The organism is Synechocystis sp. PCC 7339 (genome assembly GCF_019924095.1).
GTDB lineage: Bacteria > Cyanobacteriota > Cyanobacteriia > Cyanobacteriales > Microcystaceae > Synechocystis.
This window is the reverse complement of sequence record NZ_CP063659.1, coordinates 1,785,735-1,811,693: the sequence shown is the minus strand read 5'-3', so window position 1 is coordinate 1,811,693 and position 25,959 is coordinate 1,785,735. Positions and strand designations below refer to the sequence as shown.

Here is a 25,959-nt window from a genome sequence, read left to right as displayed (position 1 = left end):
TAGGAGCGTTAGAGGGCAATGCCTCGTAGTTGTTGATACAGCAGAGTGGCTTGTAAATCCGTCATACCGGCAATGTAATCAGTTACTTTCAGAATTTTGCTGTAGTTATCGTCATCGGGAGCGACTTGGTGCTCTGGAGGCAACATGAATTTGAGTAATTTTCCCTTCGGACGGGGCTGTTTTTCCAGGACGGCGGTCAGAAAATCGGTTAATAGATCCCCCAAGACTTCAAAACCAGCAATTTTAATTCTGACCACATTGGGATGGTGAAAAACCGCATTGGTGGTCATGGTTTCAATTTCTTGCAGTTGGGGGGAAAAACGACTTAGTCCCACTAAGGATTGGTCAAATTTTCCCGCTAAAATACCCGGTTCGTGGTCTAGGAAAATCTGGGCCACTTCCTTCACCAGTCGATTGATGGCTTTAGCCCGTAGTCGCTTGATGGTTTCCGCTGGACTGCCCTCGTATTGGTTTAGCTCAATGTCAGCAATGCTTTGCAATTTATCTTGCACCGCTTCAAAGGGAAGATAACCCATGTGAAAACCATCTTCCAAATCAACAATGGAGTAACACAGATCGTCCGCCGCCTCCATTAAGAAGGTTAGGGGATGGCGACACCACCAAGCCACCTTTGGCGATCGCCGGATGAGCCCCACGGTTGCCGCTACTTCGGTGAATAGAGCCTTTTCAGCTTGGAAAAAACCGTATTTTTGCAGACTTTTGCCGGGATGACGGGCCAGGGTACGTTGGGGAATAAAAGATTCCCGGGGATATTTGGCAAAGGTGGCCAGGGTAGCACAGGTTAGTTGCAGTCCCCCTGGTCGATGGGGTAAACCAAGCTTAGTTAAAATCCGAAAGCCCTGGGCATTGCCTTCAAAGCGGTCAAAATCAGCTTTTTGCAAAGGATTAATAAGGGCACCGGAGCGATTTTTGCGGGCATACCATTTTTGAAAAGCGGTTTGAATGGCATCTTCCCCCGCATGGCCAAAGGGAGGATTGCCAATGTCGTGGGCCAGACAGGCCGCCGAAAGGATATCACCAAAGTCCGCCGCTTCGATCCCCTGGAGTTGATGGCGCTTAATAATCTGATCCCCCACCATGCGCCCCAGGGAACGACCCACACAGGACACCTCCAAACTGTGGATCAGACGGGTGCGGACATCGGCATTTTTGGATAGGGGAAAAACCTGGGTTTTATCCTTCAGGCGGCGGAAAGCCGTGGAATAGACAATGCGGTCATAATCTTTGAGGAAAGAGGTGCGCTCAAACTGATGCTCCTCTAGCTGTTGTTTACCGAGGCGCTTGCGGGAGAGTAATTGTTGCCATTCCATTGGATTAATACCTTTGTTGGCCTATGGGGCACCACGACGAACCTGTTGCCATCGCAGTACTAACCCGAGGTTAACCTGTTTAGTCAACCAATAAAAAACAGTCAAAATCACCACGGTGACGCTAATGGCCAATAGGGGACGTTGATGGGAAAGGCTTTGGGCTAAATTATGACCCACATCCTTGGGATCGGTGACCACATGCCAACTGTTTAAGCGTAAAAATCGCCCTAGATAAATACCGATCGCCGATAACAGATGGGCCGTTAACTCCATGGGTAAAATCCAGGCTGACCATTGCCGTTGCTGGAGGTAATAACCGGCATTGAGCAGGGACATGACGTAGCATTGCCAACCCACATTTAAAAAGAGAAGAAATTGGGGCGTAGCGGTAAAAATCATGATGCTAGTCGGTATGCCCTGTCGTACTAATCTGAAGTAATGGATAATGTCTGTCAGAATGTAGGGAGCATTGGGCAAAAAGGCGATAAATACCGCAAAAATCACCCACCATAGCGGCGATCGGGGCCATCGTTGGCACTGGGGATCGGGGCAACGGAATAACCAAACACTGAGCATCAGGGGAATAACAGCCAAAAAAGTGTTCCAGGCAATGCGATCGCCATTGATGGCCAACACCTGCCAAGACACCCGTAGCCAGGAAATGATTAGTTCCATACTCCTAATCCCTCAGCACATAGCCCACCCCCCGCACTGTCTGGATCAAACGGGGCTCCCCCGCCGCTTCCAACTTCAACCGTAGGTAACGAATATAGACTTCAATGATGTTGGAATCTCCCATAAAATCGTAGCCCCAGACCCGTTCCAAAATTTGTTCCCTGGTCAACACCTGGCGGGCATGGGAGAGGAGATAGTCCAAAAGTTCAAACTCCTTGGCGGTGAGATCAATCAGGCGATCGCCCCGTTGAATTTCCCTGGTGCTACGGTTAAAGCGTAGATCGGCGAATTGCAACACTTCATCGCTGGTGGTGTGGGTGCGACGCAATTGCACCCGGATGCGGGCAAAAAATTCATCGGAGTTAAAGGGTTTGACGATGTAGTCATCGGCACCAGCATCAAGCCCCATCACCCTTTCTTCTACGTCATCCTTGGCGGTAATCAGGATAACGGGAATGCGACTGCCCATCTGCCTTAGCCGTCGGCATAGCTCTAAACCGGACATACCCGCCAGGGCTGCGTCCACAATGATTAAATCGGGGGGAAATTCCTGGGCCTGGTTAAAGCCCTTTAGGCCATCCCTAGCTACACTGACATCGTAGCCTTCATATTTGAGCTCCAACTCCATAAATCGGGCTAACTTTTCTTCCTCTTCCACAACTAGAACACGGTGACTCATGGCAAACTAGGCGATCGCATAGCAAATATGTTCATCGTACTGCCCCCGCTGCGGATTTTAACCTAGGTTGGGCCAGGGGAAAGGGCTAAACAAGCTCAAACCAATCAAAAATATGGCACAGAAAAACTCTGTGTTGAGAAACGAAACCATGGCAGTGGGCAATGAATTTAAAGAAATTTAATCGTCTGTTTGATATTTTTTAAGTGCCGTAACGATCGCGCAGGTCTTGGTTGAGGTGGGAACGATCGCCCATCACTTCGATCAGGGGGCCATGTTCAGACATGGTGATAATACTCACCGCCGCCACCGGCATACCAATGCGGTCTCGAAAACGACCAATGTCAATGCCCAACAGACTACAGAGCATAATGCGGATAGTGGACTTATGGGATACCACCAACACATTACCGTTGCTGAAAGTTTGTTCAATTTCCTCCAGCACCTCAGAGCTACGACGGGCGATATCAATGCCCTTTTCTCCCCCAGAAGGAGCATTCCAACCCGGATCAGCTAACCAGCGCACATAATCATCGTGGAATTGTTGATTCACTTCCGCTGGGGTTTTCCCCTCCCATTCCCCGTAGGCAATTTCCTTGAGACCGTCCCGTTTTTGGATGGGTACATTGATCAGCTCACTCAGGGGGGTGGCGGTGGCCATGGTGCGGTGCAGGGGGCTGGCAAAAATAGCCGTCCAAGTCACATCCTTGTAAGCCTCAGCAAATTGGTGGGCCATCTGATAGCCGTGGCTAGTGAGGTCAATATCCAGACGGCCACAAAAAGTTCCCGTTTGGCTAGAGGTGGTTTCGCCGTGGCGGAGAAAATAGAGATTAAGGGTCATAATAGCTGATGGATTTTTGGAGATGGTTTGGGCTGGATTCTGTTTCATCCAATGGCTTGGGGTCAATTGGCCCCAATCCGGGCAAGGTTGTTAGCAAGGCTTCCGACTCAAGTGACGGGAATAGTAGCGGCAAGGGTTCAACTATGGCCCCACCCGACGCCAAACGCAGTAGGGACAATCGTCTTCCCCCACGGCACTAAATCTCATATATTGTCCCGGTAAGACATTTTCAAATTTAATTGTTTTAGTGTCACCTTCTTTGGTGCACTGGGCCATGACCACAGTGGCGGTGCTAGAGTTCTCCTGGCAATCGATGGTGGTAACTTCCCCGGTACCGGCAACGCTCATCTGTAACTGGTTTCCGACAATTTTCAGGGAAACCATGCCAAACATAAAGTTGAGCAGTCCAGACAGTGCTTCGATGTCTTCCTCTGGTTTGTATTCGGGGCTTTTTCGGTAGCCCTCCATGGTTTTTTCGTAATCGAATTTCCAGGTGCCTTGAAAAGCCTGCAATCCATTGCCCAAAGCTGAGTTAGGTCTTCCACTGGGGCTACTGCTGTTACCTGCTTTGGGGGCCATGGTGGGGGGCAAACTTTCCCAACAGCGGGAATCGTACTGGGCTAGTTCTCCCATTTTGGAGCAATCTAAGGCGATCGCCGGGGAAGACATGGCCAGAGGATCGACCAAAACGCTAACAATGGCCGATGCCACTGGGAGGAGGGGAATTCGGCCGACAGAGAAAAAATACTGTTTGGGCATGGGGGTAAAGGGTAAAGCTGGAACAATGGCCAGGCTGACAGGGGCCAACGGACGAGAAATGGCGATCGGGAGCCGGAAAGGTATGATGATGCCCATGGCTCCTGCCTATGACCTAAACAATCTCCACCCACTTTATGGATGGCTTATTCGCACCAATTCCGAGTAATCCTTTAATGGACTTCACCATTTTATTATTGGTGACCCTGATTCTGCCGCCAATTTTTGAGCGTCTCAAGCTACCGGGATTGGTAGGTCTTTTGTTCGCTGGCATTGTATTGGGAAAAAGTGGACTAGGGGTATTGGATCAGGATTCGGAAAGCATCAAGCTTTTCACCGATATTGGCAAAATTTACCTGATGTTTGTGGCGGGGTTGGAAATCGACATGGTGGACTTCCGCCGCACCCGCAACCGTTCTTTGCTCTATGGTTTTCTAACCTTTGCCATTCCTTTGCTCACGGGGTTGGCCGTGGGTCAACTTTTTGGTTACTCCCTCAATGCTTCTGTGTTGATGGGCTCCCTATTTGCGTCTCACACCCTATTGGGCTATCCCATTGTGCAACGGTTGGGCATTGTGCGAAATCAGGCGGTGATGGTCACCATTGGGGCTACCATTTTCACGGATATTGCCGCTTTACTGGTTTTGGCTATCTGTATTTCCATCCACAGTGGTAGTTTTTCCCCGACAGGTTTAGTTGTACAGTTGGTGGCGATCGCCGGTTACAGTGCCTTGGTTTTAGTGGGCTTTGATTGGGCAGGGAAGGAATATTTTCGTCGCACCGGAGATGAGCAGAGTAATCAATTTCTCTTCGTATTGCTGGCAGTGTTCCTTGCTTCTGTGGGGTCGGAATTGATCAATGTGGACAAAATTGTGGGGGCTTTCCTAGCCGGGCTGGCGGTGAATGATGTCTTGGGCAACGGGCCAGTCAAGGAAAAAGTCGAATTTTTGGGTACTACCTTATTCATTCCCTTTTTCTTTATTGGTATTGGGCTATTGTTGGATTTACCGGCTTTTATGGTTACCCTCACCACCCTGTTTCCCCTCGTGCTGGCCATTGTCGGAGGACTGATCATCTCCAAGGGGGTTGCGGCCATCCTGGCCCAACTGAAATTAGGCTATACCTGGACAGAAGGTTTAACCATGTGGTCTCTTTCCATTCCCCAGGTGGCGGCCACATTGGCGGCGGCGGTGGCCGGTTATCAAGCAATTAATGCCTCTGGCGATCGCCTGGTGTCGGAAACGGTATTGAACACCATCATTGTGTTGATGCTAATCACGTCCATCATTGGCCCCTTGATGACTGCCAAATTTGCCACTAAAATTCCGCTCCCCAATAGTCTGTCCAACCTGGAAGATGACTCGGCTTTACCGGGGGAGAATGGCGAGATTACCCTGGTGCCCCCCAAAGCTTCCACCTTTACGGTTTTAGTTCCCACCCAGAATCCCCAAACTCTGAGCTATTTATTGGAAATGGGAGCCTTGATCGCCCGCCATGAGAATGGGGTGGTGATTCCCCTAGCGATCGCCAAGGCACCAGTACATATGGATGATCCGGGTTTGACTAGAAGGCTAACCAGAAACGAAATCTTATTGCAACAGGCGACGGAACTGGCCACCACCCTGAAAATAGATGCCCACCCAGCCCTGCGCATTGATGACGATGTCGCCCGGGCCATTAGCCACACAGCTAGGGAAAAAAATGCCGACTTGATCATCATGGGTTGGAGTCAGCAGTCCCTTGGTTTACGAGCTAAATTGTTTGGCAGCACCATCGATAGTGTTTTCTGGTCAGCCCACTGTCCGGTGGCAGTGATGCGGCTTCTGTCTGACCCCCATTCTTTCCATCGCATTCTTTTCCCGATTAAAAATCTCACCCCCCAAACCTTGGAACTATTCCAGTTCACCCAGCGCTTGGCGGAAACCAATGGAGCCATTGTTACCCTGCTCCACGTTTGTCCCTACAACACTTCACCGGCCCAGGTGCAAGCTTTTAAAGGGGAAATGGAGCGGTTTTTAAACCAATGTCGGGCCACGGCGGACTATCCGATTAAAGTTATTTGCCATGACGATGCCGCTAAAGTACTGGTTCGGGTTTCCCACACCTTTGACCTAGTGGTGCTCCGTTCTTTCCGGCGGCGATCGGTGGGGGGAGTGGCCCTGGGGGAAGTCACCGATAAAATTTTGCGGGAAATTACCAGTTCTTTCGTCTTATTTGGCGATCCCTACGCTTAGCCTTCGTTATTTGTTGGTCCAAATTCAAACAGTTAGTTTATGGGAGAAAAGTAATGGAAGAATTGTTAGAACTGAAAACGTTATTGTCCCAAGAAAATGTTTCTGACACTCTGGTGTTGGTGGAGGAAATGACGGAAATGAGTAGGGACGATAAGATCAATAAAATTAGTAATTATGCTAAGATACTTCTACTACATTTAATTAAACGACAGGCAGAAAAACTCAGTACCCGCTCGTCGGATTTGTTGATCGTCAACTCAGTGGACGAAATTCAAAAAACTAATCAACGACGTAAAGCAGAGGGGACTTATTTATCCTCAGAAGAGTTGAGGGAAGCTTTAACTGATGCCTATCGAATTGCCCTGGCAGAGGCGGCGGCGGAAGCTTTTGAAGGTCGCTATTCCAGTGAAGAATTGGCTAAGATGGTCGATTATAATAGTCTAAATAAATGATGCTTTAGACTTAATTACATCGGCTTGACCTGACAAAAAATAAATTTAATTTATGCTGATAGCTATTTAGCTTCGAGCAACCAAAATCAGAGAAGGATGGTAATTAATTAATTCACCATGGCGATCACCAAGTTATTTTCTTCCCATAAGGGCTAATTTCTCAGAACTTGTTTGCAGGGTTTTATTCTGCCCTCTAAAACGATCCACGGAAACTCTGGTAATACTAGGTAAATTTGAGGTGATTTCCCCTTAAAATTAAGGAATAAGAGGGACTTTTAAACAAACTGTAGAGTGAAAATTGAGGAGCAATCGAAGAGAGTACTAGGGGGGAGGCTCCCACCCTCGCCAATGGTAGAATAGAGGCTGTTTTGAGCCTTGTTACCCGGTTCCCTTGGGGGGAATTGGAACGCAACTCAAACCTTTCAAACTGCCTTGGAGTAATTGCATGACTGACTCGCCCGATCGCCTGATTGCGACTGACCTCAGAAACGAAATGTCGCGCTCATACCTGGAATATGCCATGAGTGTGATTGTCGGGCGGGCGTTACCCGATGCACGGGATGGACTCAAGCCAGTCCATAGACGCATTCTCTATGCCATGTATGAGTTGGGACTCACCCCCGATCGCCCCTTCCGGAAATGTGCCCGGGTGGTGGGGGAAGTGCTGGGAAAATACCACCCCCACGGGGACACAGCGGTGTATGACGCCCTGGTGCGTATGGCACAGGAATTTTCCATGCGGGAACCGTTAATCGACGGCCATGGCAACTTTGGCTCCGTTGACAATGACCCCGCCGCCGCAATGCGGTACACAGAATCTAGACTCAGACCCCTTTCCACCAATGCCCTCCTGCGGGACATCGAAGCGGAAACCGTAGATTTCATTGATAACTTTGACGGTTCCCAACAGGAACCGGTGGTGCTCCCCGCCCGCATTCCCCAACTTTTGGTCAATGGTTCCTCCGGCATTGCCGTGGGCATGGCCACCAATATTCCTCCCCATAACCTCGGGGAAGTCATCGACGCGGCGATTGCCGTGGTGCAAAACCCCGACATCAGCGAACAGGAACTGATGCAAATCATTCCCGGCCCTGACTTTCCCACCGGGGCCCAAATCCTCGGGCGATCGGGCATTCGGGAAGCCTATCTCACCGGGCGGGGCTCCATCACCATGCGGGGGGTGGCCAGCATTGAGACCATGGAACATCCAGGCCGTCCAGACCGGGATGCGATTATCATCACCGAGTTGCCATACCAAACCAATAAAGCATCTTTAATCGAACGCATTGCCGACTTAGTTAACGACAAAAAAATCGATGGCATTGCCGACATCCGGGACGAGAGCGACCGGGACGGCATGAGAATTGTAATCGAACTGAAACGGGATGCCTATGCCCGGGTGGTGCTCAATAATCTTTATAAGCAAACCCCCATCCAGAGCAACTTTGGCGCCAATTTGCTAGCCCTGGTAGATGGAGAACCCCAGGTTTTAACCATCAAAAAATTCCTGACGGTGTTCCTGGATTTCCGTGTGGAAACCATCACCCGCCGCACTCGCTACGAACTGCGTAAAGCAGAGGAAAGGGACCATCTCCTCCAGGGTTTACTAATTGCCTTGGATAATTTAGATGCAGTAATTCGCCTCATCCGGGCCGCCGCCGACACCGCCAGCGCCAAAACTGAATTGGTGGAAGGCTTTGCCTTGTCGGAAGTGCAGGCCGACGCCATTTTGCAAATGCAATTACGACGCTTAACCGCCCTAGAAGCGGATAAGATCACCGCTGAGCACGAAGAATTGCAGGCTAAAATTGCCGACCTCCAGGACATCCTCGCTCGCCGGGAAAGGGTCAACGCCATTATTGAAGAAGAACTGGCCCAAATTAAAGCCATCCACGCCACCCCCCGCCGCACCGTTATTGTCCAAGAAGACGGGGAACTGATCGACACAGATTTAATTGCCAATGACCAAGCTTTAATTTTATTGACGGAACAGGGCTACATCAAACGAATGCCCGCCAACACCTTTGGCACCCAAAACCGGGCCACCAGGGGTAAAGCCGCTGCCAAAATTAAGGAAGACGACGGAGTGGAGCATTTCCTTTCCTGTTGCGACCACGACAAGGTGCTGTTCTTTAGTGATCGGGGGGTAGTTTACAGCCTCAGTGCCTACCAAATTCCCATCGCTTCTCGCACCGCCCGGGGAGTCCCCATTGTGCAAATGTTGCCCATCCCCAAGGATGAAAAAATTACGTCCCTGGTTTCCGTCTCAGAATTTGATGACGATACCTATTTCATCATGCTGACCAAGCAGGGCTACATCAAAAAAACGGCCCTGTCCGCCTTCAGTAACATCCGCTCCAACGGTCTGATCGCCATCTCTTTGGTAGAAGGAGACCAGTTGCGCTGGGTGCGCTTAGCCAAAGCAGAAGATAGCATTATCATTGGCTCTCAAAAGGGCATGGCCATCCACTTCAAAGCGGATCAGGACGAACTGCGGGCCCTGGGTCGGGCCACCAGAGGAGTTAAATCCATGCGCCTCCGCTCGGGGGATGCCCTCATTAGCATGGACATTTTGCCCAGCCAAGTGGTGGCCAACATTGGTGTTGGAGGTGATGATGAAGCGGACGAGGATTTGGGCCCCGATAGCGATGCCATTTTAGAAGAAAGCGAAAATCCTGGCCCTTGGTTACTGGGGGTAACCATGAAGGGGTTTGGCAAACGGGTGCCGGTGGGTCAGTTCCGCTTGCAACACCGGGCTGGTTTGGGAGTGAAGGCCATCCGCTTCAAATCCAAGGATGATCAGCTAGTGGCTCTCCATGTGGTCAACTTCGACGACGAATTGATGATTGTCACCAATCGGGGCATTATTATTCGCCAGTCTGTGAACGATATTTCCCCCCAGTCTCGTAGTGCCACCGGGGTACGGGTACAAAGGTTAGATGCCGACGATGCGATCGCCGCTGTGGCCCTGGTTCCCCCTTCTGGGGAAGAAGAATTAGCGGAAACCGCAGAAAGTGAAGAGAGTTAATGGCCTCCCAACCTACTGCAACCATTACCCTGGCCGTTGTGGGTGATATCCATGACCAATGGGAATTGGCAGACCACCAAGCCCTCCAGGCCGTCGCTGTAGATTTAGTGCTATTTGTGGGTGATTTTGGCAACGAATCATTGCCGGTGGTCAGCTTAATTGCCTCTTTAACCATCCCCAAGGCCACGGTATTTGGTAACCACGATGCTTGGTTCACCGCCTCCGATTGGGGCCGCAAAAAGTGCCCCTACGATCGCCAAAAGGAAGACCGGGTGAAAGCTCAGCAGGAACTACTGGGGGTGGCGGATGTTAGCTATGGCCGCCGGGATTTTCAGCAATTTGGCCTCTCGGTGGTGGGGGGCAGGCCCTTTACCTGGGGGGGCAATGAATGGAAAAATAAACACTTTTTGCGGGAACGGTATGGCATGGAAAACTTTACCCAGTCCCAAACCCAGATTGCCGCAACGGCCCTGGCTAGCCCCCATGAAACGTTAATTTTTTTGGCCCATAATGGTCCCACCGGCTTAGGCAATCATCCAGAATCCATCTGTGGTCGGGATTGGAACCCCTTGGGGGGCGATTTTGGCGATCCCGATTTGGCTTGGGCGATCGCCTCTGTGCGGGAACAAGGTAAACAAGTACCATTGGTGACCTTCGGCCATATGCACCATCGCCTTAGACATCGCCAGGATCGTCTGCGGGATAGGGTTTATGTAGATCATCAAGGAACGGTATATCTCAATGCGGCCTGTGTGCCCCGCATCCAAACGGAAAAAGGCAGTTTGCCCCCTGCCCGTAATTTTTCCCTGGTGACTTTGGTTAATGGTACCGTGGAAAAAATTACCCTGGTTTGGTTACGGAGTAACGGAGAAATTGTCAGCCAGGAAACCCTTTGGACTAGTGCTCATTAACTTGTCTAGGCCTGGTCTATCTGGTTGTGCTGGAATTCTAGGGAGGTGGATCTGAGCTTTCCCCACGGTTCGCTGAGCGCCATTAACGGAGGGAATAGGGGCTTTCTAAACCATGACTTACCATCAGGGTTTGGTTACCCATAATTTCCTCTGCCCCACCATCGGCGACAATCTGCCCTTGATCAATGACGATCACCCGATCACAGACTTCTAGAACAAATTCCAGATCATGGGAGGAAATCAGTAACGTTTCCTGGAACTGTTGCAAAAAGTCAATTAACTGACGACGGGCCCTGATGTCCAAGCTAGCCGTGGGTTCGTCACAGAAGAGAATTTTCGGGGCCATGGCCAACAAACCGGCGATCGCCACCATTTGTTTTTCTCCCCCGGACAGATGATGGGGTAATCGTTCTAGCAAAGCAGTAACCCCCGTTAACTGGGCGGCCTGGGTTACTCGTTGGGCTACCGCTTCCTCTGACAGGCCCATATTTTGCGGGCCAAAGGCAATGTCGTCCCACACAGAAGTGGCAAATAGTTGGTCGGTGGGATTTTGAAACAATAACCCCACTTCCGGTAAAAATTTCCCCGGTTGCAGGGGAAAGCCCCATAACTCGATGGTGCCAGCGCTGGGTTTGAGCAGTCCACAGAGTAGTAAAAATAAGGTGGTCTTGCCGCAACCATTGTGGCCAATGATCCCTAGCCGCTCCTTGGGGGCAACCTGCAACGATAGGTTGTCCAACACTGGTGCCTGGCGGACATAGGCAAAGCATAGTTCCCGCACTGTGATTGCGTTGGGTTCTAGAAATGGAATTGTTTGCTCCTCCCGGCTCTGGTCCATACTCCGCACATTGCTTAAAGTCATAGGCTCACCTCCGCCACCACAAAACCGACGGCGATCGCCAATACGGCCACCGTTAAGCCCCAACCAGTGGATAACTGCTCTACCGTTGTCGTTACTGTGCCCCCCAGGAAAGTTGTTTGACCGTAACCCCGCAGAATCATGGCTTGGTAAACCCGTTGGGATTGTTCATAACTACGGAGCAAAAGATTACCCAACAACATGGCCCAGTGAGCTACCGATCGCCGTTTGGTCGGCCGTTGGCCTAGACCCCGTAGTTGCATTGCTTGTTTCATGGTGCGGAGAGTATGGCCAATGTCGTATAGGTAACGGTAGGCCAACAGGGCCATATCCGCCATCAAAGGAGGTAAACCCAAGCTACGTAAACATCTGACTATAGTTAAAAAAGGGGTGGTGCCAAAGAGAATAAAACCGAGGGTAAGAATGGAAAAAAAGCGCCCAACAATGAGCACCATGGTCGTTAACCCCTCCCCACGAACGCTGATCCATCCCCACTGCCCCAGCACCGTTTCCCCACTGGTAAAGGGCAGTAAAATAACCACCGCCAAGATGAACAAGCCAGGATAACTCCAGCGTTGGCGAAGAAAGCTCAAGGGTAAACCGGATAATCGATAGAGCAATGCAGTCACGCCCACCATGGGAATCACCAACCAAACCCTTTGCACCATGGCCAAGGCAAACATCAATGCCATGAGGCTGACTAGTTTTTGCCTGGGTTCCCAACGATGCATTGGCGATCGCCCAGGCACATAGGTTTCCAACCCAATCAAGCCCACGGCCTAACCCTCCAATAATTCTGGTTTCACCCGTTGCAAAAATAAAACCACCATAGCAGTGAAGATCCCCTCCAGTAGTATTAGGGGTAAATGCCCTAAGGCCAACACTAAAATAGCCCGGTGTTCAGCGGTGGGGTCTAACCCAGTCGGTAAACTAACCAGAGTCAGGGCAATGAAAATTAGCACAGTTAAAGCCAAACCCCCACTGCCGCCCAAAAAAGCACAAATGCCGGTGGACCAGGACTCTGGTAGAAATTTTTCTAGCCCATGGCGCAGTTGAAAGATGTGATAGGCCGCTAGGGCCGGCAAACCCATTAACACCCCATTAATACCCAAGGTGGTCAGTCCTCCGTGCCCCACCATTAAAGCTTGAAAAAAGAGGCCAATCAAAATGGCGGGCAGGGCAAAATAGCCCAGTATTACCCCCAATAAACCATTGAGCACCAGGTGGACACTCACTGGGGGCAGGGGAATATAAAGGGAGGAAGCAACAAAAAAAGCCGCCGTCAGTAACGAAGCTTTGGGAATGTTTTCTAGGGTATGTCCTTGATGGTTAATTTGCCGTAAACAATACCAGGTAGCCAACCCCGTTACTGCATAACCCCCCGCCACCATCTGGGGGGGCAATAGACCATCGGGAATGTGCATCTAGGTTCTACCTTTGCTGTGGCTTTGACTTTTACCGGTGAAAAAGAGGGCAGTGCCCACAAATCCCCAAATGACCGCCCCTATGGTAATGCCCCGTTGAATGGGGGATAGGGCGCCGGCGTTGGGAACAGAGGCTATGGTGATCTCCGGGGCCATTTTATCGGAGTCGGATTGATCGGAACCTGCATCCATTGTGCCACCATTGGCTCCTCCTGCTTGCAAAGGTATGGTGACCATGGCCCCATGGCCCCCTTGTCGCACAGCAACTTCCCAGTTGCCAGGGCGATCGCCTGCAGGAGTGAAGGTAAATTTACCCTGTTTGTCGGTGACCCCCGTTAACCAAGGTTGGGAAGCATTGTCCGGAGCATAGACCAACACCTGGGCTTCCGCCATGGGTTCTCCGGAGTCGTACTGGGCCGCCACGGCGATCGCCTCCACCGAACGATGTTCTACTTTAACTCCGTGGGCGAAGACAGGGGCCGTGTGACTAAGTATGCCTCCCGCTAAAAAAAATAAGACTAAACTAGATTTCATCGGATTTACGGGTTGACGGAAGTGGTGGTGTTAAATTTTGGGGTTTGTCGGCAATGGCCTTCCCCCACGTGGCCAAGGTTGGCTAAAACTTGCAAAAAGGTTTGATAATCTGCCTCGCCTAATTGGGCTTGCAAATCCTCGCTGTTGAGATCAATGCCCTTTTCCTGAGCCAGGGCCGCTAGGGGGGCAAAACCGAAAGCACTAAGGTTAATGTCGCTATCGGCGGGTTCTTTCCCCTCTCCGAATAAATGATCTAAGTGAAAGGTTGCTTCCAAATCGGCCTTGCCCCCGGCAGTCAAAACGCCTTTGCGTTCATCCCCGACAAAATCACCACAAATAAAGCCCAATTGCTCTTTCAACCCCAGTTTGAAGGGAATTGTCTGACCATTTTTAGTTGCCATTCCCTCCAGTAACATTGAGTAACCTTGGGCTGGGCCTGCTGCGGCCAGGGGCATTTGCCAAGATAAAGCGTTAAATTTTCCCGCCGGAGCCGGTGTTTCCCCCACTAAAATAGTTTTAGTATCTTGTCCTGCCATTGCTAAATCCACCACCGTGGGCCCTGGTATGGCGATCGCCACGGCTGTATCTGGCAGTGGAGCATCAGTGCTGGCATCAAAGGCTGGCTCGATCTGGTAAGCATTAATTTCTGCCAGGGAAACATAAACGTGGCTGAAGTCCAGAGACCAGCCATCCTTAGTGGTTAGACCCTCCCTGGCCCTTTCTTCTCCGTTGGCCCGTACTGTTAAAGTGCCTTGGTTGGCTGCAGGAGAGGCTTTCATTTCTGAGTAGGAAAGAGTTTCACCACCACAGCCGGATAGTAATACAAATAGCAGTGATACCAAAGACCACCCACTTTTGAATGGCGATCGCATAGTTTTCCTTGGAAGCACAAACAACGCTTCTGATGTGTTCTTCCCATAGTCAAAGGTGGAAAAATTTACCTGACTCTGGAGAGAGTGGAAGCACAATTCCTACTTAACCTTGCCTGCTCGAAAAGTACAATACCCTCTGGGGGCAAGGGGCATCCAGTTTCCCCATTGTTTCTTGACAGTAAGGCAGGGCATAGGTAAGCCCAAAAGTTAATTCAAAACCCGGATCAATCAGCAAGCTTACAATTGTTGTTTATTGCTACCAACCGTAACGGGGAGGCCTGAGCCACAATCCCTCGCCCCAGGGACAAATTGCACCAACGATGGCAAAGCCACTTTTTCCAGGCTGACTCCACTTTTACTTAGACTTTTCACACACACATTTTTGTTAACTTCAGTAACAATAGATACCGTTATGGAAATCGTCTAGGGTTTTATGTTATGTTGAGTGTAAATCTAAATGTAAGTTTTTCACTGCCTTTCGGAGGGTAGAAGTAATGAATAATCGTAAACGTGTTTTGACCCAAACGGCGATCGCCCACAAAGAAACCCTGCGTCAAAACCTCCAGCACCGACTAGAGCGGGCTCGGGCCGCCGGCAATCAGTCCCTCGTCAGTCAACTGGAAGCAGAAGCCGCTTACCTCCACCTGTAGGTTGGATTGGTGGGGCTTTGAGTGCCCCAAAGACGCCAAGAACATAGTTGACTAATAGTTGACAAAGTTTGCGAGAAATTTCTAGAGTTGATGGCGATTTATCCCCGGGATAGGTCGCCTTTTTGCTGGGATTTGCATTATTAACAAGCTGTAAACAAAAATATTGTTTCAACCTTAGAGCCTGTTTGTAAGGTCTGATTTAGCCCCTCCGGCATACTGGCTCTGTTTCCCTTCAAATTTGGGGGGTAAGGGAGGCTTTTCAAACACGTTCTAAAATCCGCCATGCTTGTCCGAAAATTTCCAGCATCAAGATTAAAGTAAGTTAGAATCACCACTGGAAGTTTTTCTTTGATCAAAAACTTCCAAAAGTTTTCCCCCTGGGGGGTTTCTGTTGATACTTTCTCAATTCAGGTCAGCTTAAACTGAAATAGGCACTCCTTGTCTTCGCGTAAATAATCACTCAAACTTTTCGGGGCAGACCTTCCGGGAAAACTCGTCCCAACGTTTCAGCAACTCGACTTCGGTGTTTTTTTCAGTAGTGTCCAAAAGTTGCAGGGGAAACAGATGAAATTGTCGATGGCGATTAAAAGCATCCATTGCGGCCTGACTTGCCTGGGCGCGGGCTACCTCCAGGGTAGCTTGACTGCTGCAAATAGTTTCCGCATAGATATTTATGGCCAGTGTCTGATTGAAGTTGTCAGGAAATTCGAGGGGTTGAAACAATGCAAGTAACATCACACTAGATTATCTCCCAGGCAGAATAACTTGAGACAAGTCCAAGCTTAAACTAAAACTTTGTGTTAATTATCTTAAAATATTAGATAAGAAAATTTGGGTAACAGATACAATTACTGAATGATTAAGCATTGAGGTCTAAATCATGAAAGTATTACATTCGGTGCTGATGGCAACTTTTTCTGTGGTTTATGCAACCCTTGCCGTAGCAAGTCCCATTACCTACTATGGTCAGAAAGGGGAATATACCGTCGACTACGAAGCAGGAACCTATCAGGGCTGTGTTTATGGAACAGGCTGTATTAAGTTGGGGCGCAACCGTAAGGCAGGTATTTCAACTTGGAAAAATGGAGATTATACCTACTCAATTAATGACAATACAGTGGAAGTTTATCTAAAAGGCAAATTAATTTTTAAAGATACATTTAATTAATATTAATCTCTCTACTCCCTTTCTTCTTCCCAAACAGTTTCATTGTTTTGAGAATTGAGAATGAGGATGTCAATCAATTCTTTGGAATCAGAATTGGTGACTAAATCGCCTAGTGGGTCGCCATGGAACCAGATTTCACTAACCTAAAGATACTTTGTCAATGCGTCCGCAGTTAAATGCCCGGTTTTTTCCCAAGAGAATGTCCTTGCCCTGGCTAAGCTCTGCTGTTGTAACTGCTGACGGAACCGATCATCCTTCCACACCTGCTCCATTGCTTGGTGAATTTCCCCAACATTAAAAGGATCAACCAGTAGAGCGGCATCCCCTGCCACTTCCGGTAGGGAGGAGACAGAGGAGGTAATTGCCACTGTGCCACAGGCCATGGCTTCCAGCACTGGAAAACCAAATCCTTCCCAGAGAGAAGGAAATACCAAGGCGATCGCCTGGCGATAAAGTTGCCGCAGTTGGTCGTAGCTGACGTAGTCCAAACAATGAACCAATGGACCAATGCCTAATTCCTCCGCCAAGGCCATTAATTTGGGGGTGTAACGGCGATCGGTGGGGCCTGCCAAAATTAACTCAGCATTTCGGTTGTTGGTGGTTTGGATAAACCGGGCAAAGGCTTGGATCAGCCTGGCCACATTTTTATGGGGGTCGTGACGGCCCACAAAGAGAAAGTAAGGCTTTTCCCTAGGGGGTAAATTATCTTCTCCTGGCTGAAAATGCTTCCGGTCATATCCCAAGGCGATCGGGGTAATTTTACTGGCAGGAATTTGGAAATAATCCACCACATCATCGGCCGTGGCTTGGGAGTTGCAAAGAATATGTTCCGCTTGTCCCAGCACTAAGGGCAGATAAAACTTGCAATAGCTGGTTAGGGGGGATTTCCAATGGGGGAACCGGAGGGGAATTAAGTCATGCACCATCACCACTGTGCGACAACCTGCCCAAAGGGGAGCTTCCGGAATCGGAGAGAAAAGTAAGGAAGCCTTTAACTGTTGGCAAAGTTTTGGTAGCTGAAACTGGGTCCAGACTAGACGATTAAAATGGCCCTGACTGCCCTGGGCAGGGGTGAGATTATCCGGCACGGTTTGGCAAGCAAAATTAGCCACCATGCGAGAGGTTAGTAAGGTCGGGTTGAGGGATTTGAGATGGGGAAAAACGTTGCTGGCATAGACGCTCAAGCCCGTCGGTTGGGACAGCAAAAAGGAAAGATTAATTAGTAAGTGGGAATCACCCATGGCAACAATGCTGACCTACTTTTTACCGGGAATAGGGCCCCGTCGCCCTTGGCCGTAGCTAGATTCCTGAAGAAACTTTTGGAAGTGTTGCACGTAGGGATGGGCTGCCGATCGCCCTAATTCTTCCAAGGCTTGTTGGTAGGGGGTCTCAGAACGATAAATCAGGCGAAAGGCCTGTTTGAGCGCACTCAGATCCTCCGCCGACATGCCAGATCGTTGCAAACCAATGAGATTCAAAGAACGTACCCGGGAAGGATTTCCCTCCACAATGGTAAAGGGAGGCACATCCCGTTCAATGCGACTCATGCCCCCCACCATGGCTAACCGGCCAATATGAACAAATTGGTGGACTCCCAAAACGCCACTGATTCTCGCCTGGGATTCAATATGGATATGCCCCGCTAAAGCCACTGAGTTGGCAATGATTACCTCATTTTCAATGACACAATTGTGGGCCACATGGGCATAGGCCATCAACAAATTACGATCGCCGATGCGGGTCACTGCTCCCTCTTCCGTAGCCCGGTTAATGGTGACGTATTCTCGAATTTGGTTATTGTTGCCGATTTTGACCCAGCTTTCTCCCCCTTTATATTTCAAATCCTGGGGTTCACAACCAATCACCGCACCGGGGAAAATACGATTTCCTGTACCAATTTCCGTGGGGCCTTCCACCACCACATGGGGACCGATGACCGTATTAGCACCAATGGTGACTTTCTCCCCGATGACACTAAAAGCCCCCACCTGAACTGTGGCATGTAACTGGGCTTGAGGGTGGATAATGGCAGTTGGATGGATAGATGGGGACAAGGTCGCTTCTCCCAAGCGGTTATCAGTCAACATTAATATCTCGGAATGGGGGATAATCGGAGCAGGGACAAGGGCAAATAACTTCCCCATAGATTAGCAGGCATTGTACCCCCTGGAGTGACCCCCAGTGGCTTGATCTTCTCTGCAACTCTGACTACAATTCGGTGGTCTGGTGATGGTGTCAATTTCGTCTTGGTGTTAACCCGTATGCTTAGCTCTATCGGTTCTAACGGCTCTAAACATAGCTTGAAAAATTATTTCCAACAACTCCGTCGTCCCTTTGCCCCCATTGGTTGCGGCTTGTTGATGGCCAGCGGCATGGTTTTTGCTCCGATCGCCGCCGGGGCTGGGGACTGGAACCAATTTGATGTTTGTGTGAGCGAACTGAAAAGAAACGGAGTTAGTGATGATGCTGCCGCCTCCGGTTGCTCCCAAGCCATTATCCCCAAAGAAATGTCCCAATGCGTCAACATGATCAGCCGTAACACCAACATCACCGGTATTGTGGCCTTACAATCCTGTTTCCAGGTACGTCGCCCCGTCGATTTGGGTAACTGTGTGGTGGACATTGACCGGGGGGTAGTGGGAAGGAACCGTTCCCCTGAAGGAGAAGATGTCACCATGGCAGCTCTCAATAGCTGTCGCCAAAGTTTACTGCCCGGCCGCCATTCGGAATGTGTGCTGGCCCTAAGTCGGGAAGTTTCTGATTTCACTCCCCAAAAAGCGATGAATACCTGCCTAGCGGCGGAGGATTTCCCCCGGGATCTTTTCCCTGCCTACAGTGAAACCCAACCGAATTAGTTGGCTGAAATTGTTAATCTGAAAAAGTTACGGGTTGCCTAGCATCTGCTGCAACTGCTGACGGAGATTAGCTGGATAATTCACTACGGCCCCGATGACTACGATCGCCGGGGCTTGAAAATTTTCCGCTTCAATCTGGGCCAAAATAGTGGCAAAAGTCCCCACTAGTTCCTGTTGTTCTGGACAGGTGCCCCACCGAATCAAGGCAATGGGAGTCTCTTCCCCCAACCCCGCCGCTATTAACTGGGGCAAAATGGTGGCCAAACTATACACACCCATGTAAATCACAATGGTCTCCGAGCCTTTGGCGATCGCCGCCCAATTAACCTCAGGCCGATATTTTCCCGCCGATTCATGGCCGGTGACAAAAGTGACTGAGGAACTATAAGCCCGATGGGTTAAGGGAATTTGAGCGTAGGCCGGGGCCGCAATGCCCGCCGTAATGCCTGGTACCACTTCCACGTCAATGCCAGCTTTGACTAGATCCTCCATTTCTTCCCCTCCTCGGCCAAAAATGAAGGGATCTCCCCCTTTCAAGCGCACCACCACCGCATATTTCTCTGCCAATTGCGTCAATAACTGCGTAGTTTCTGACTGTAACTTGGTGTGCCGACCCCGCCTTTTGCCGGCATCAATTAATTCTGCTTGGGGATTAACCATCGCTAAAATAGCTGGACTTACCAAAGCGTCATAGACCACTGCCTCAGCATTTTCCAACAAAGTTTTACCCTTAATGGTCATCAATCCAGGGTCCCCAGGGCCTGCTCCGACCAAATACACTTTCCCCATCAGTCCGTTTTGCAACCTAACAACCACCCTTTGTAGAAATTATAGAGATAGAAAAATATTCAACAGTTTTTAGAGCCTGTTTTAAAAGCCCCCCTGGCGCCTCAAATTAGGAGGAATACTGAGTGAAAGTCCCCCAGTATTGGGGGATTTAGGGGGCGGAATAAAACTTTCTAAACACGTTCTTACACCATTCACGTCAAGTTTTTGAGATTTTACCAGAGATTATTTACCCACTAAAGTTTCCATATTTGTCTCCGGTAAGGCCCCTTGCATCTTGCCAAACCAGTCAATTAAATTATCCGTTTGCTTAGCCGGGGGCAACACACCTAAACCTCGCACCACAACTTTTTTCGCACTGTAAACAAAGCGGGATTGGAGATGACTAGGCAGGTTTTCTGCTAACAATTTCCAAGCAGGTTCCTCCATAGGCGTTTCTAGAACAAGATTTTGTTTACCCTCCACCTTAATGCGAGAAAAACCCAAGGATTTGGCTAAATGCTTGAGCTTAACCACTTTAAATAATTCCTCCACCGGGCTTGGTAACATACCATACCGATCACCCCAATCAAGGGCAATTTTGGGCAACTCATCGGTGGACTCAATGCTAGTAATGCGACGATAGGCGGCCATTTTTTCTTCTAAATCGGGAATGTAGTCGCTGGGAATAAAGGCAGTGAGAGGTAAATCTATTTGGGTATCTTCCACTTTGGGAATTTCTTGACCCTGGATTTCTTTAATGGCATCTTGCAACATTTCCATATAAAACTCATAACCGATCGCCTCAATTTGCCCGGATTGTTCTGCCCCCAACAAATTACCTACACCCCGAATTTCCATATCCCTAGTGGCCAATTGATAGCCGGAACCAAGTTGGCTAAATTCCTGGAGTGCCCGCAATCGTAACCTTGCCTTTTCTGTTAGTTGTTTTTGATTAGGATATAGTAACCAAGCATGGGCTTGAATGCCCGATCGACCCACCCGACCCCGCAGTTGATAAAGCTGGGCCAAGCCAAATTTTTGGGCATTTTCGACAATAATTGTGTTTACCCTGGGAATATCTAAACCAGCTTCAATAATGGTGGTACATAGTAGAATGTCCGCCTCCCCATCATTGAAAGCTAACATGGTACTTTCCAGTTCCGATTCTTCCATTTGACCGTGGCCAATGGCAATGCGAGCACTGGGTACCATTTGTCGCAATTGTCCTCCCAATTCTTCGATGCCTTCAATGCGAGGCACCACATAAAAAACCTGGCCTCCCCGGTCGAGCTCGTTGCGGATGGCAGTGCGAATTACTTCGGAGTTATAGGGGGATAAATGGGTTTTAATGGGACGGCGGGACGGCGGCGGAGTGGTAATTAAGCTCATTTCCCGAATGCCAGAAAGAGACATATAAAGGGTGCGGGGAATGGGAGTGGCAGTGAGAGTTAAGACGTCCACTTCCGTTTTTAAGGTTTTAATTTTTTCCTTTTGATTGACGCCAAATCGCTGTTCTTCGTCAATGACTAGTAAACCCAAATCTTTGAATTTCACCGATGTGCCCAATACCTGTTGGGTACCTACCACAATATCCAGTTCACCACTTTTTAACTTAGCTAAAATTTCCTTTTTTTCTGATGCTGTCCGGAAGCGATTTAACAACCCAATGGTGATGGGATAGGGAGCAAATCTTTCTTTCAGAGTGTGGTAATGCTGTTGGGTTAGCACTGTGGTGGGAGCCAATAAAGCCACCTGTTTATTGCCACTGGTCACGGCCTTAAAAATAGCCCGCACTGCCACTTCTGTTTTGCCAAAACCCACGTCTCCACACACTAATCGATCCATCGGGCGATCGCCTTCCAGATCCCGTTTCACATCCTGCACTGCTTTGAGCTGATCGGGGGTGGGTTGGTAGGGAAAAGAATCCTCCAATTCCTGTTGCCAGGGACTGTCCGGCGGGTAGGCATAACCCATTTGTTTTGCCCGTTTGGCATAGAGATTGAGCAAATCCACTGCCAACTTTTTAACCGCTTTACGGACTTTATTTTTGGTGGCCTCCCAAACTTTACCACCCATCTTATGCAGTTCTGGCGGTCTAGCTCCCGTATGACGAAAACGGGATAAACTGTCCAAACTATCCGCAGGCACCCGCAAAATACCGTCGGCGTATTGGATCATTAAATATTCCCGATTAGCCAACGCATCCAACTTTAAAAATTTACCAATGCCATGGCTTTTATGGACAACGTAATCTCCGGGGGAAAGCTTGTTAATATCAACTTGTTTAGAGGTAGCCCGCCGCCGTTTCCGCACATATTCCGGTGTGGCTAAGGCATGCTGACCAAATAATTCCCGGTCTGTGACCAACACCACCCGAAAGGTGGGCAGAATAAATCCTTCCAGTTCTGCCATGCCCGCATATTTTAAAGTCACTGCTGTTCGTTGAATCTGACTTTTTTCGATGGCGGGATAATCCCTAGGATTAGCAATAAACTGCACCGCGCAGTCATGTTCTTGCAAAAGGGAAACGGTGCGACTAGGCTGAGCTGAAATCAACCAAGTGCTGTATTGTCCCAAAGTCAAACCGCTATAAATTTCCCGTTTACCCCGTAAAATTTCTGCCAACTTAGCAAATTGATGGGGCATGGTGGGGATTGGTCGGGCCGAAATGTCCAAACTATCCGTATTAACTTCGTGGATTTCCGACAGGGCAATATAAGTAAAATTCTCTTTCAGGCGATCGCCAAGGGCCGAAAAATCCAGATGCAGTTGGGGTAAATTCGGCAATTGCAAACTCTGCCAATCCTGGGCCACCGCCTCAAACCACCGTTCACTATGGGCCGCACATTGCTCCGGCTCATCTAGCACACAGACCGTTTCCGCCGATAAATAATCTATTAAGCAAGCAGGTTCTGAAAAGGCTAAACCTAAAAATCGTTGCAGGCCTTCTTTGCCAAATAATTGTTCCGTTTCCGGGTCTTCTCCCCAGGCGACAAGATCAATATCTTGGGCATTTAACGCCGGCTCAATTACCTGATCAAAACTAGTCGGGGTCAGCACCAAACTAGCTAAGTCATCCAAGGAACGCTGGCTAGCAGGATCAAACTCGCGAATTTTTTCCAACTCGTCGCCAAACCATTCCAACCTTACCGGTAGCTCCGCCGACACCGGAAAAATATCAACAATGTCCCCCCGCCGACTCCATTGCCCCTCCGTTTCCACGGTGCTGCCCCGTTCGTAGCCCAATCTAGCTAGGGTCAACTCCAGACTTTTACTATCCATCTCCTGACCCCGCCGTAGAGTCAAGCAGTACTGCCTCAGGGTTTCCACCGGGGGTAAATGGGGCTGTAGGGCCTTTTCCGTGGCAATGATCGCCTTGCTCTTAACCTGATGCTCCTGGATTAATTCTGCTAACACCTGCATTTGTCCCCAGACCATTTCCGACTCTAGCCTCCCAGCATCATAGGGGGAAGCTTCTGAAGTGGGGTAAAAGTTAACGGTTTGCCAACCCATCAGTTCTAACTGCGCTGTCCACCGCCCGGCCTCTTCCAACGTGGCAGTGATAACCAAAAGACTTTTCTCTAAGGACTGGGCCAAACTGGAAACAATCAAGCCCTTGGGTAACCGGGGTAGCCCACTGAGTTGCACATGGCCCCGCTTTTGTAATTTTTCCCGTAGGTCTTTGCTCAGAGGTAGGGTTTGCAGATGGCGCAGAATGGAGGAAAAGGTCATTGGGTTCAGAGCAGAGGAGATATTAACAAATCTTAGCCTGTTCCCCAACCCAGCAGAATTTTTGTCCCTACTCCGCCATTCCCCTGCTTAAAGACAGCCCTAATCATGCCCTACGGTAATAATCGGCGAAAAAGCAAAAAAGTTGGCCCCAAGGTTTTGCCCCCAGGAAAACTTTTGCCTTTATCAAAATATGGCACGGGAAAATCCTCACTAAAGCTCCGGTGCCCTTTAGGGCGGGGATGTGCCGAGTGCCTTAATTCCTTGCTAGTCAGACCACCTAGTTTTGCAAATAAGATGCTAAGATGCAAGGTATGGAAAAGTCACATCGCTACCGCTTTTACCCGACATCGGAGCAGGAAAATTTCTTGCGCCGCACGTTAGGTTGCGTAAGGTTGGTGTACAACAAGGCTCTCCAGGTCAGAACCCAAGGGTGGTATGAGCGCCAAGAGCGTATCGGCTATACCCAAACATCCTCAATGTTGACTGGATGGAAGAAAGAGGAAGAATTGAACTTTCTTAATGAAGTTAGTTCTGTCCCTCTTCAACAAGGTTTGCGAAATCTTCAAACTGCTTTCACCAATTTCTTTGCGGGAAGGGCGAAATACCCCAACTTCAAAAAGAAACATCAAGGAGGTAGTGCGGAATTCACAAAAGTTGCATTCCGATTTAGGGATGGGCAAATTTACCTAGCCAAGTGCTCGGAACCTCTGGATATTCGTTGGTCGAGGCAAATTCCCAAGGGATGTGAACCAACCAGTGTAACGGTACGACTTCATCCATCGGGACGGTGGCACATTGCCATTCATTTTGATGATTTAACAATCAAACCCTTGCCTGTTAACGAGAATGCTATTGGTATTGATTTAGGGGTGACAAGCTTGATTGCTACCAGTAATGGTGACAAGATTGCCAATCCCAAGCAATTCAAAAAGCATCATCGTCGTTTACGGTTAGCCCAAAAGCGTCTTGCCCGTAAACAAAAGGGGTCTAAGAATAGGGATAAGGCACGACGTAAAGTTGCCAAAATTCACCTACAGATTTCGGACTCTCGAAAAGATTTCCTCCATAAATTGACCACTCAACTCGTTCGTGAAAACCAAACGATTGCAGTTGAGACTTTAGCCGTCAAGAATATGGTCAAAAACCACAAACTCGCCCTCTCCGTTACTGATAGTGGCTGGGGCGAGTTTGTTCGTCAATTGGACTACAAGTGTCGTTGGCATGGAAGGAATTTGGTCAAGATTGACCGTTGGTTTCCTTCTTCCAAACGCTGTAGTTCCTGTGGGCATATCGTCGATAAGATGCCTCTCAATATTCGAGATTGGCAATGTCCTGAGTGTGGAACCAACCATGATAGGGACATCAATGCTAGTCGTAATATCTTGGCCGCTGGACTAGCGGTGTCAGTCTGTGGAGCGACCGTAAGACCCGAACAGAGTAAGTCTGTGAAGGCGGGTGCTATGAAGCAGAAACCTAAGTCGTGAGTCTTAGGAATCCCCGTACGTTTACGCCGGGGAGGATGTCAATTGGTTACCAAAAATAGAGACCAGAAAAACCGCCCTCCAACTGTCAACGGACTGTGAACTACTCATTTTCGCTAACGCTGAGAAATTAGCTTCCTACCCAAAGAACTGCTTTCTACCCCGAAGAATATTAAGGAGTAAGGGAATCGGGGAAATTTTGTCGTTAATGCAGATTAAGATTAGCTATCTTTATCTTTGTCCTGGCGGAGAAAGACCCGATACACTCCGTAGAGAATCACAAGCAAAATGGCCAAAGTGACCAGGGAAGCCACAAACCTCAGCACCTGGGTCAAAACCGAAAAGGCAACAAACAAAACGGCGATCGCCACAGCGCCCTTGGCAGGGAGGGGCAACCTATCAAACCATTGCTGGAACTGCAACCAATATTTGCGGGCCGCATCGGTGATGCCATCGTCCCCCGTCTCGTAGGGATCCACCACCTCCACTTTGGGGGCTTTAACTTCCTGGTCTTGATAATCTGATGGGGTCATAGACGGACGTTCCTGACAAAATCGCTACCAAGGCAACCACTGGGGTTAGGGGCTATTGGCCAAGGATCATAGCACAACTCCCTGCCCTCTTTGGTGAGGTGATGGGTTAGGACCTAGGGGTCAAAGCTAATAATTGCGATGACTCACAATTAAACCCCTCGGTCAATCACCAAACTTAG

24 protein-coding genes are annotated in these 25,959 nt (G+C 49.3%); 8 read left to right on the top strand and 16 right to left on the bottom strand.

The genetic code is table 11. From position 1 onward, the window contains the following. Positions 1–8: 8 nt before the first annotated feature. From IQE94_RS08565 to IQE94_RS08545, 5 genes are all read right to left on the bottom strand, one after another. Positions 9–1,331 (bottom strand): deoxyguanosinetriphosphate triphosphohydrolase, encoded by a 1,323-nt coding sequence (locus IQE94_RS08565; RefSeq protein WP_212717478.1) that lies wholly within the window; start codon positions 1,329–1,331, stop codon positions 9–11. 21 nt (positions 1,332–1,352) lie between these two features. Next, the gene (locus IQE94_RS08560; protein WP_212717477.1) at positions 1,353–2,006 is read right to left on the bottom strand and encodes a DUF1361 domain-containing protein; all 654 of its coding nucleotides are present in this window, start codon (positions 2,004–2,006) and stop codon (positions 1,353–1,355) included. 4 nt (positions 2,007–2,010) lie between these two features. After that, the gene (locus IQE94_RS08555) at positions 2,011–2,685 is read right to left on the bottom strand and encodes a response regulator transcription factor (protein ID WP_212717476.1); all 675 of its coding nucleotides are present in this window, start codon (positions 2,683–2,685) and stop codon (positions 2,011–2,013) included. 199 nt (positions 2,686–2,884) lie between these two features. Next, positions 2,885–3,523, bottom strand: coding sequence for a histidine phosphatase family protein (locus tag IQE94_RS08550; protein WP_212717475.1), 639 nt, complete (start codon positions 3,521–3,523; stop codon positions 2,885–2,887). 141 nt (positions 3,524–3,664) lie between these two features. Continuing rightward, positions 3,665–4,378, bottom strand: coding sequence for a hypothetical protein (locus tag IQE94_RS08545; protein WP_223343155.1), 714 nt, complete (start codon positions 4,376–4,378; stop codon positions 3,665–3,667). A gap of 38 nt (positions 4,379–4,416) precedes the next feature. On the opposite strand from IQE94_RS08545, the gene IQE94_RS08540 reads away from it, so the two are divergent. From IQE94_RS08540 to IQE94_RS08525, 4 genes are all read left to right on the top strand, one after another. Continuing rightward, positions 4,417–6,513 carry a cation:proton antiporter gene (locus IQE94_RS08540; protein WP_212717474.1) on the top strand — a complete coding sequence of 699 codons (2,097 nt, stop codon included), beginning with the start codon at positions 4,417–4,419 and terminating at the stop codon, positions 6,511–6,513. Positions 6,514–6,566: 53 nt separating this feature from the next. Next, on the top strand, positions 6,567–6,965 hold the full coding sequence (locus IQE94_RS08535; protein ID WP_212717473.1) for a DUF29 family protein: 399 nt from the start codon (positions 6,567–6,569) through the stop codon (positions 6,963–6,965). Positions 6,966–7,410: 445 nt separating this feature from the next. After that, positions 7,411–9,993: a DNA topoisomerase (ATP-hydrolyzing) subunit A gene (gyrA, locus tag IQE94_RS08530; RefSeq protein ID WP_212717472.1), complete on the top strand. Its 2,583-nt coding sequence runs from the start codon at positions 7,411–7,413 to the stop codon at positions 9,991–9,993. Then, positions 9,993–10,904 carry a TIGR04168 family protein gene (locus tag IQE94_RS08525; RefSeq protein ID WP_212717471.1) on the top strand — a complete coding sequence of 304 codons (912 nt, stop codon included), beginning with the start codon at positions 9,993–9,995 and terminating at the stop codon, positions 10,902–10,904. The genes gyrA and IQE94_RS08525 overlap by 1 nt, the downstream gene beginning before the upstream one ends. 82 nt (positions 10,905–10,986) lie before the next feature. Here the strand turns inward: IQE94_RS08525 and IQE94_RS08520 are convergent, their stop codons facing one another. Genes IQE94_RS08520 through IQE94_RS08500 form a run of 5 tightly spaced genes read right to left on the bottom strand, consistent with a single transcriptional unit; the run spans position 10,987 to position 14,500 of the window. After that, positions 10,987–11,766, bottom strand: coding sequence for an energy-coupling factor ABC transporter ATP-binding protein (locus IQE94_RS08520; protein WP_223343209.1), 780 nt, complete (start codon positions 11,764–11,766; stop codon positions 10,987–10,989). After that, entirely contained in the window at positions 11,763–12,539 is a 777-nt protein-coding gene (gene cbiQ / locus IQE94_RS08515; RefSeq protein WP_212717469.1) for a cobalt ECF transporter T component CbiQ, read from the bottom strand. The genes IQE94_RS08520 and cbiQ overlap by 4 nt, the downstream gene beginning before the upstream one ends. Positions 12,540–12,542: 3 nt before the next feature. Beyond that, entirely contained in the window at positions 12,543–13,187 is a 645-nt protein-coding gene (cbiM, locus tag IQE94_RS08510; RefSeq protein ID WP_212717468.1) for a cobalt transporter CbiM, read from the bottom strand. After that, a complete protein-coding gene (locus IQE94_RS08505; RefSeq protein ID WP_223343154.1) occupies positions 13,188–13,721 on the bottom strand; it encodes a carboxypeptidase-like regulatory domain-containing protein in 534 nt (177 codons plus the stop codon). Positions 13,722–13,726: 5 nt separating this feature from the next. After that, the gene (locus IQE94_RS08500; protein ID WP_223343153.1) at positions 13,727–14,500 is read right to left on the bottom strand and encodes a hypothetical protein; all 774 of its coding nucleotides are present in this window, start codon (positions 14,498–14,500) and stop codon (positions 13,727–13,729) included. Positions 14,501–15,087: 587 nt separating this feature from the next. On the opposite strand from IQE94_RS08500, the gene IQE94_RS08495 reads away from it, so the two are divergent. After that, positions 15,088–15,243 carry a hypothetical protein gene (locus IQE94_RS08495; RefSeq protein WP_010873614.1) on the top strand — a complete coding sequence of 52 codons (156 nt, stop codon included), beginning with the start codon at positions 15,088–15,090 and terminating at the stop codon, positions 15,241–15,243. A gap of 456 nt (positions 15,244–15,699) precedes the next feature. Here IQE94_RS08495 and IQE94_RS08490 read toward each other — a convergent pair whose 3' ends face one another. Continuing rightward, positions 15,700–15,978 (bottom strand): hypothetical protein, encoded by a 279-nt coding sequence (locus IQE94_RS08490; protein ID WP_223343152.1) that lies wholly within the window; start codon positions 15,976–15,978, stop codon positions 15,700–15,702. A gap of 145 nt (positions 15,979–16,123) precedes the next feature. Between IQE94_RS08490 and IQE94_RS08485 the strand changes: the two genes are divergently transcribed. Then, positions 16,124–16,411 carry a hypothetical protein gene (locus IQE94_RS08485; RefSeq protein WP_212717460.1) on the top strand — a complete coding sequence of 96 codons (288 nt, stop codon included), beginning with the start codon at positions 16,124–16,126 and terminating at the stop codon, positions 16,409–16,411. 143 nt (positions 16,412–16,554) lie between these two features. Here the strand turns inward: IQE94_RS08485 and IQE94_RS08480 are convergent, their stop codons facing one another. Together IQE94_RS08480 and lpxA are read right to left on the bottom strand one after the other, a co-directional pair. Next, the gene (locus IQE94_RS08480; RefSeq protein WP_212717458.1) at positions 16,555–17,652 is read right to left on the bottom strand and encodes a glycosyltransferase family 1 protein; all 1,098 of its coding nucleotides are present in this window, start codon (positions 17,650–17,652) and stop codon (positions 16,555–16,557) included. Between the two features lie 15 nt (positions 17,653–17,667). After that, positions 17,668–18,555, bottom strand: coding sequence for an acyl-ACP--UDP-N-acetylglucosamine O-acyltransferase (gene lpxA, locus IQE94_RS08475; protein WP_212717456.1), 888 nt, complete (start codon positions 18,553–18,555; stop codon positions 17,668–17,670). A gap of 117 nt (positions 18,556–18,672) precedes the next feature. Here lpxA and IQE94_RS08470 point away from each other — a divergent pair, with 117 nt between their 5' ends. Continuing rightward, the gene (locus IQE94_RS08470; protein ID WP_223343151.1) at positions 18,673–19,266 is read left to right on the top strand and encodes a hypothetical protein; all 594 of its coding nucleotides are present in this window, start codon (positions 18,673–18,675) and stop codon (positions 19,264–19,266) included. Positions 19,267–19,293: 27 nt separating this feature from the next. On the opposite strand, the gene cobA is transcribed toward IQE94_RS08470, so the two are convergent. Next, on the bottom strand, positions 19,294–20,082 hold the full coding sequence (gene cobA / locus IQE94_RS08465) for a uroporphyrinogen-III C-methyltransferase (protein ID WP_223343150.1): 789 nt from the start codon (positions 20,080–20,082) through the stop codon (positions 19,294–19,296). A 195-nt stretch (positions 20,083–20,277) separates the two neighbouring features. After that, positions 20,278–23,766 (bottom strand): transcription-repair coupling factor, encoded by a 3,489-nt coding sequence (mfd, locus tag IQE94_RS08460; RefSeq protein WP_223343149.1) that lies wholly within the window; start codon positions 23,764–23,766, stop codon positions 20,278–20,280. Positions 23,767–24,068: 302 nt separating this feature from the next. Here mfd and IQE94_RS08455 point away from each other — a divergent pair, with 302 nt between their 5' ends. Then, positions 24,069–25,250, top strand: a complete 1,182-nt coding sequence (locus IQE94_RS08455) for a transposase (RefSeq protein WP_255611387.1) — start codon at positions 24,069–24,071, stop codon at positions 25,248–25,250. A gap of 218 nt (positions 25,251–25,468) precedes the next feature. Here IQE94_RS08455 and IQE94_RS08450 read toward each other — a convergent pair whose 3' ends face one another. Next, positions 25,469–25,780 (bottom strand): hypothetical protein, encoded by a 312-nt coding sequence (locus IQE94_RS08450; RefSeq protein ID WP_212717442.1) that lies wholly within the window; start codon positions 25,778–25,780, stop codon positions 25,469–25,471. Positions 25,781–25,959 lie beyond the last annotated feature (179 nt).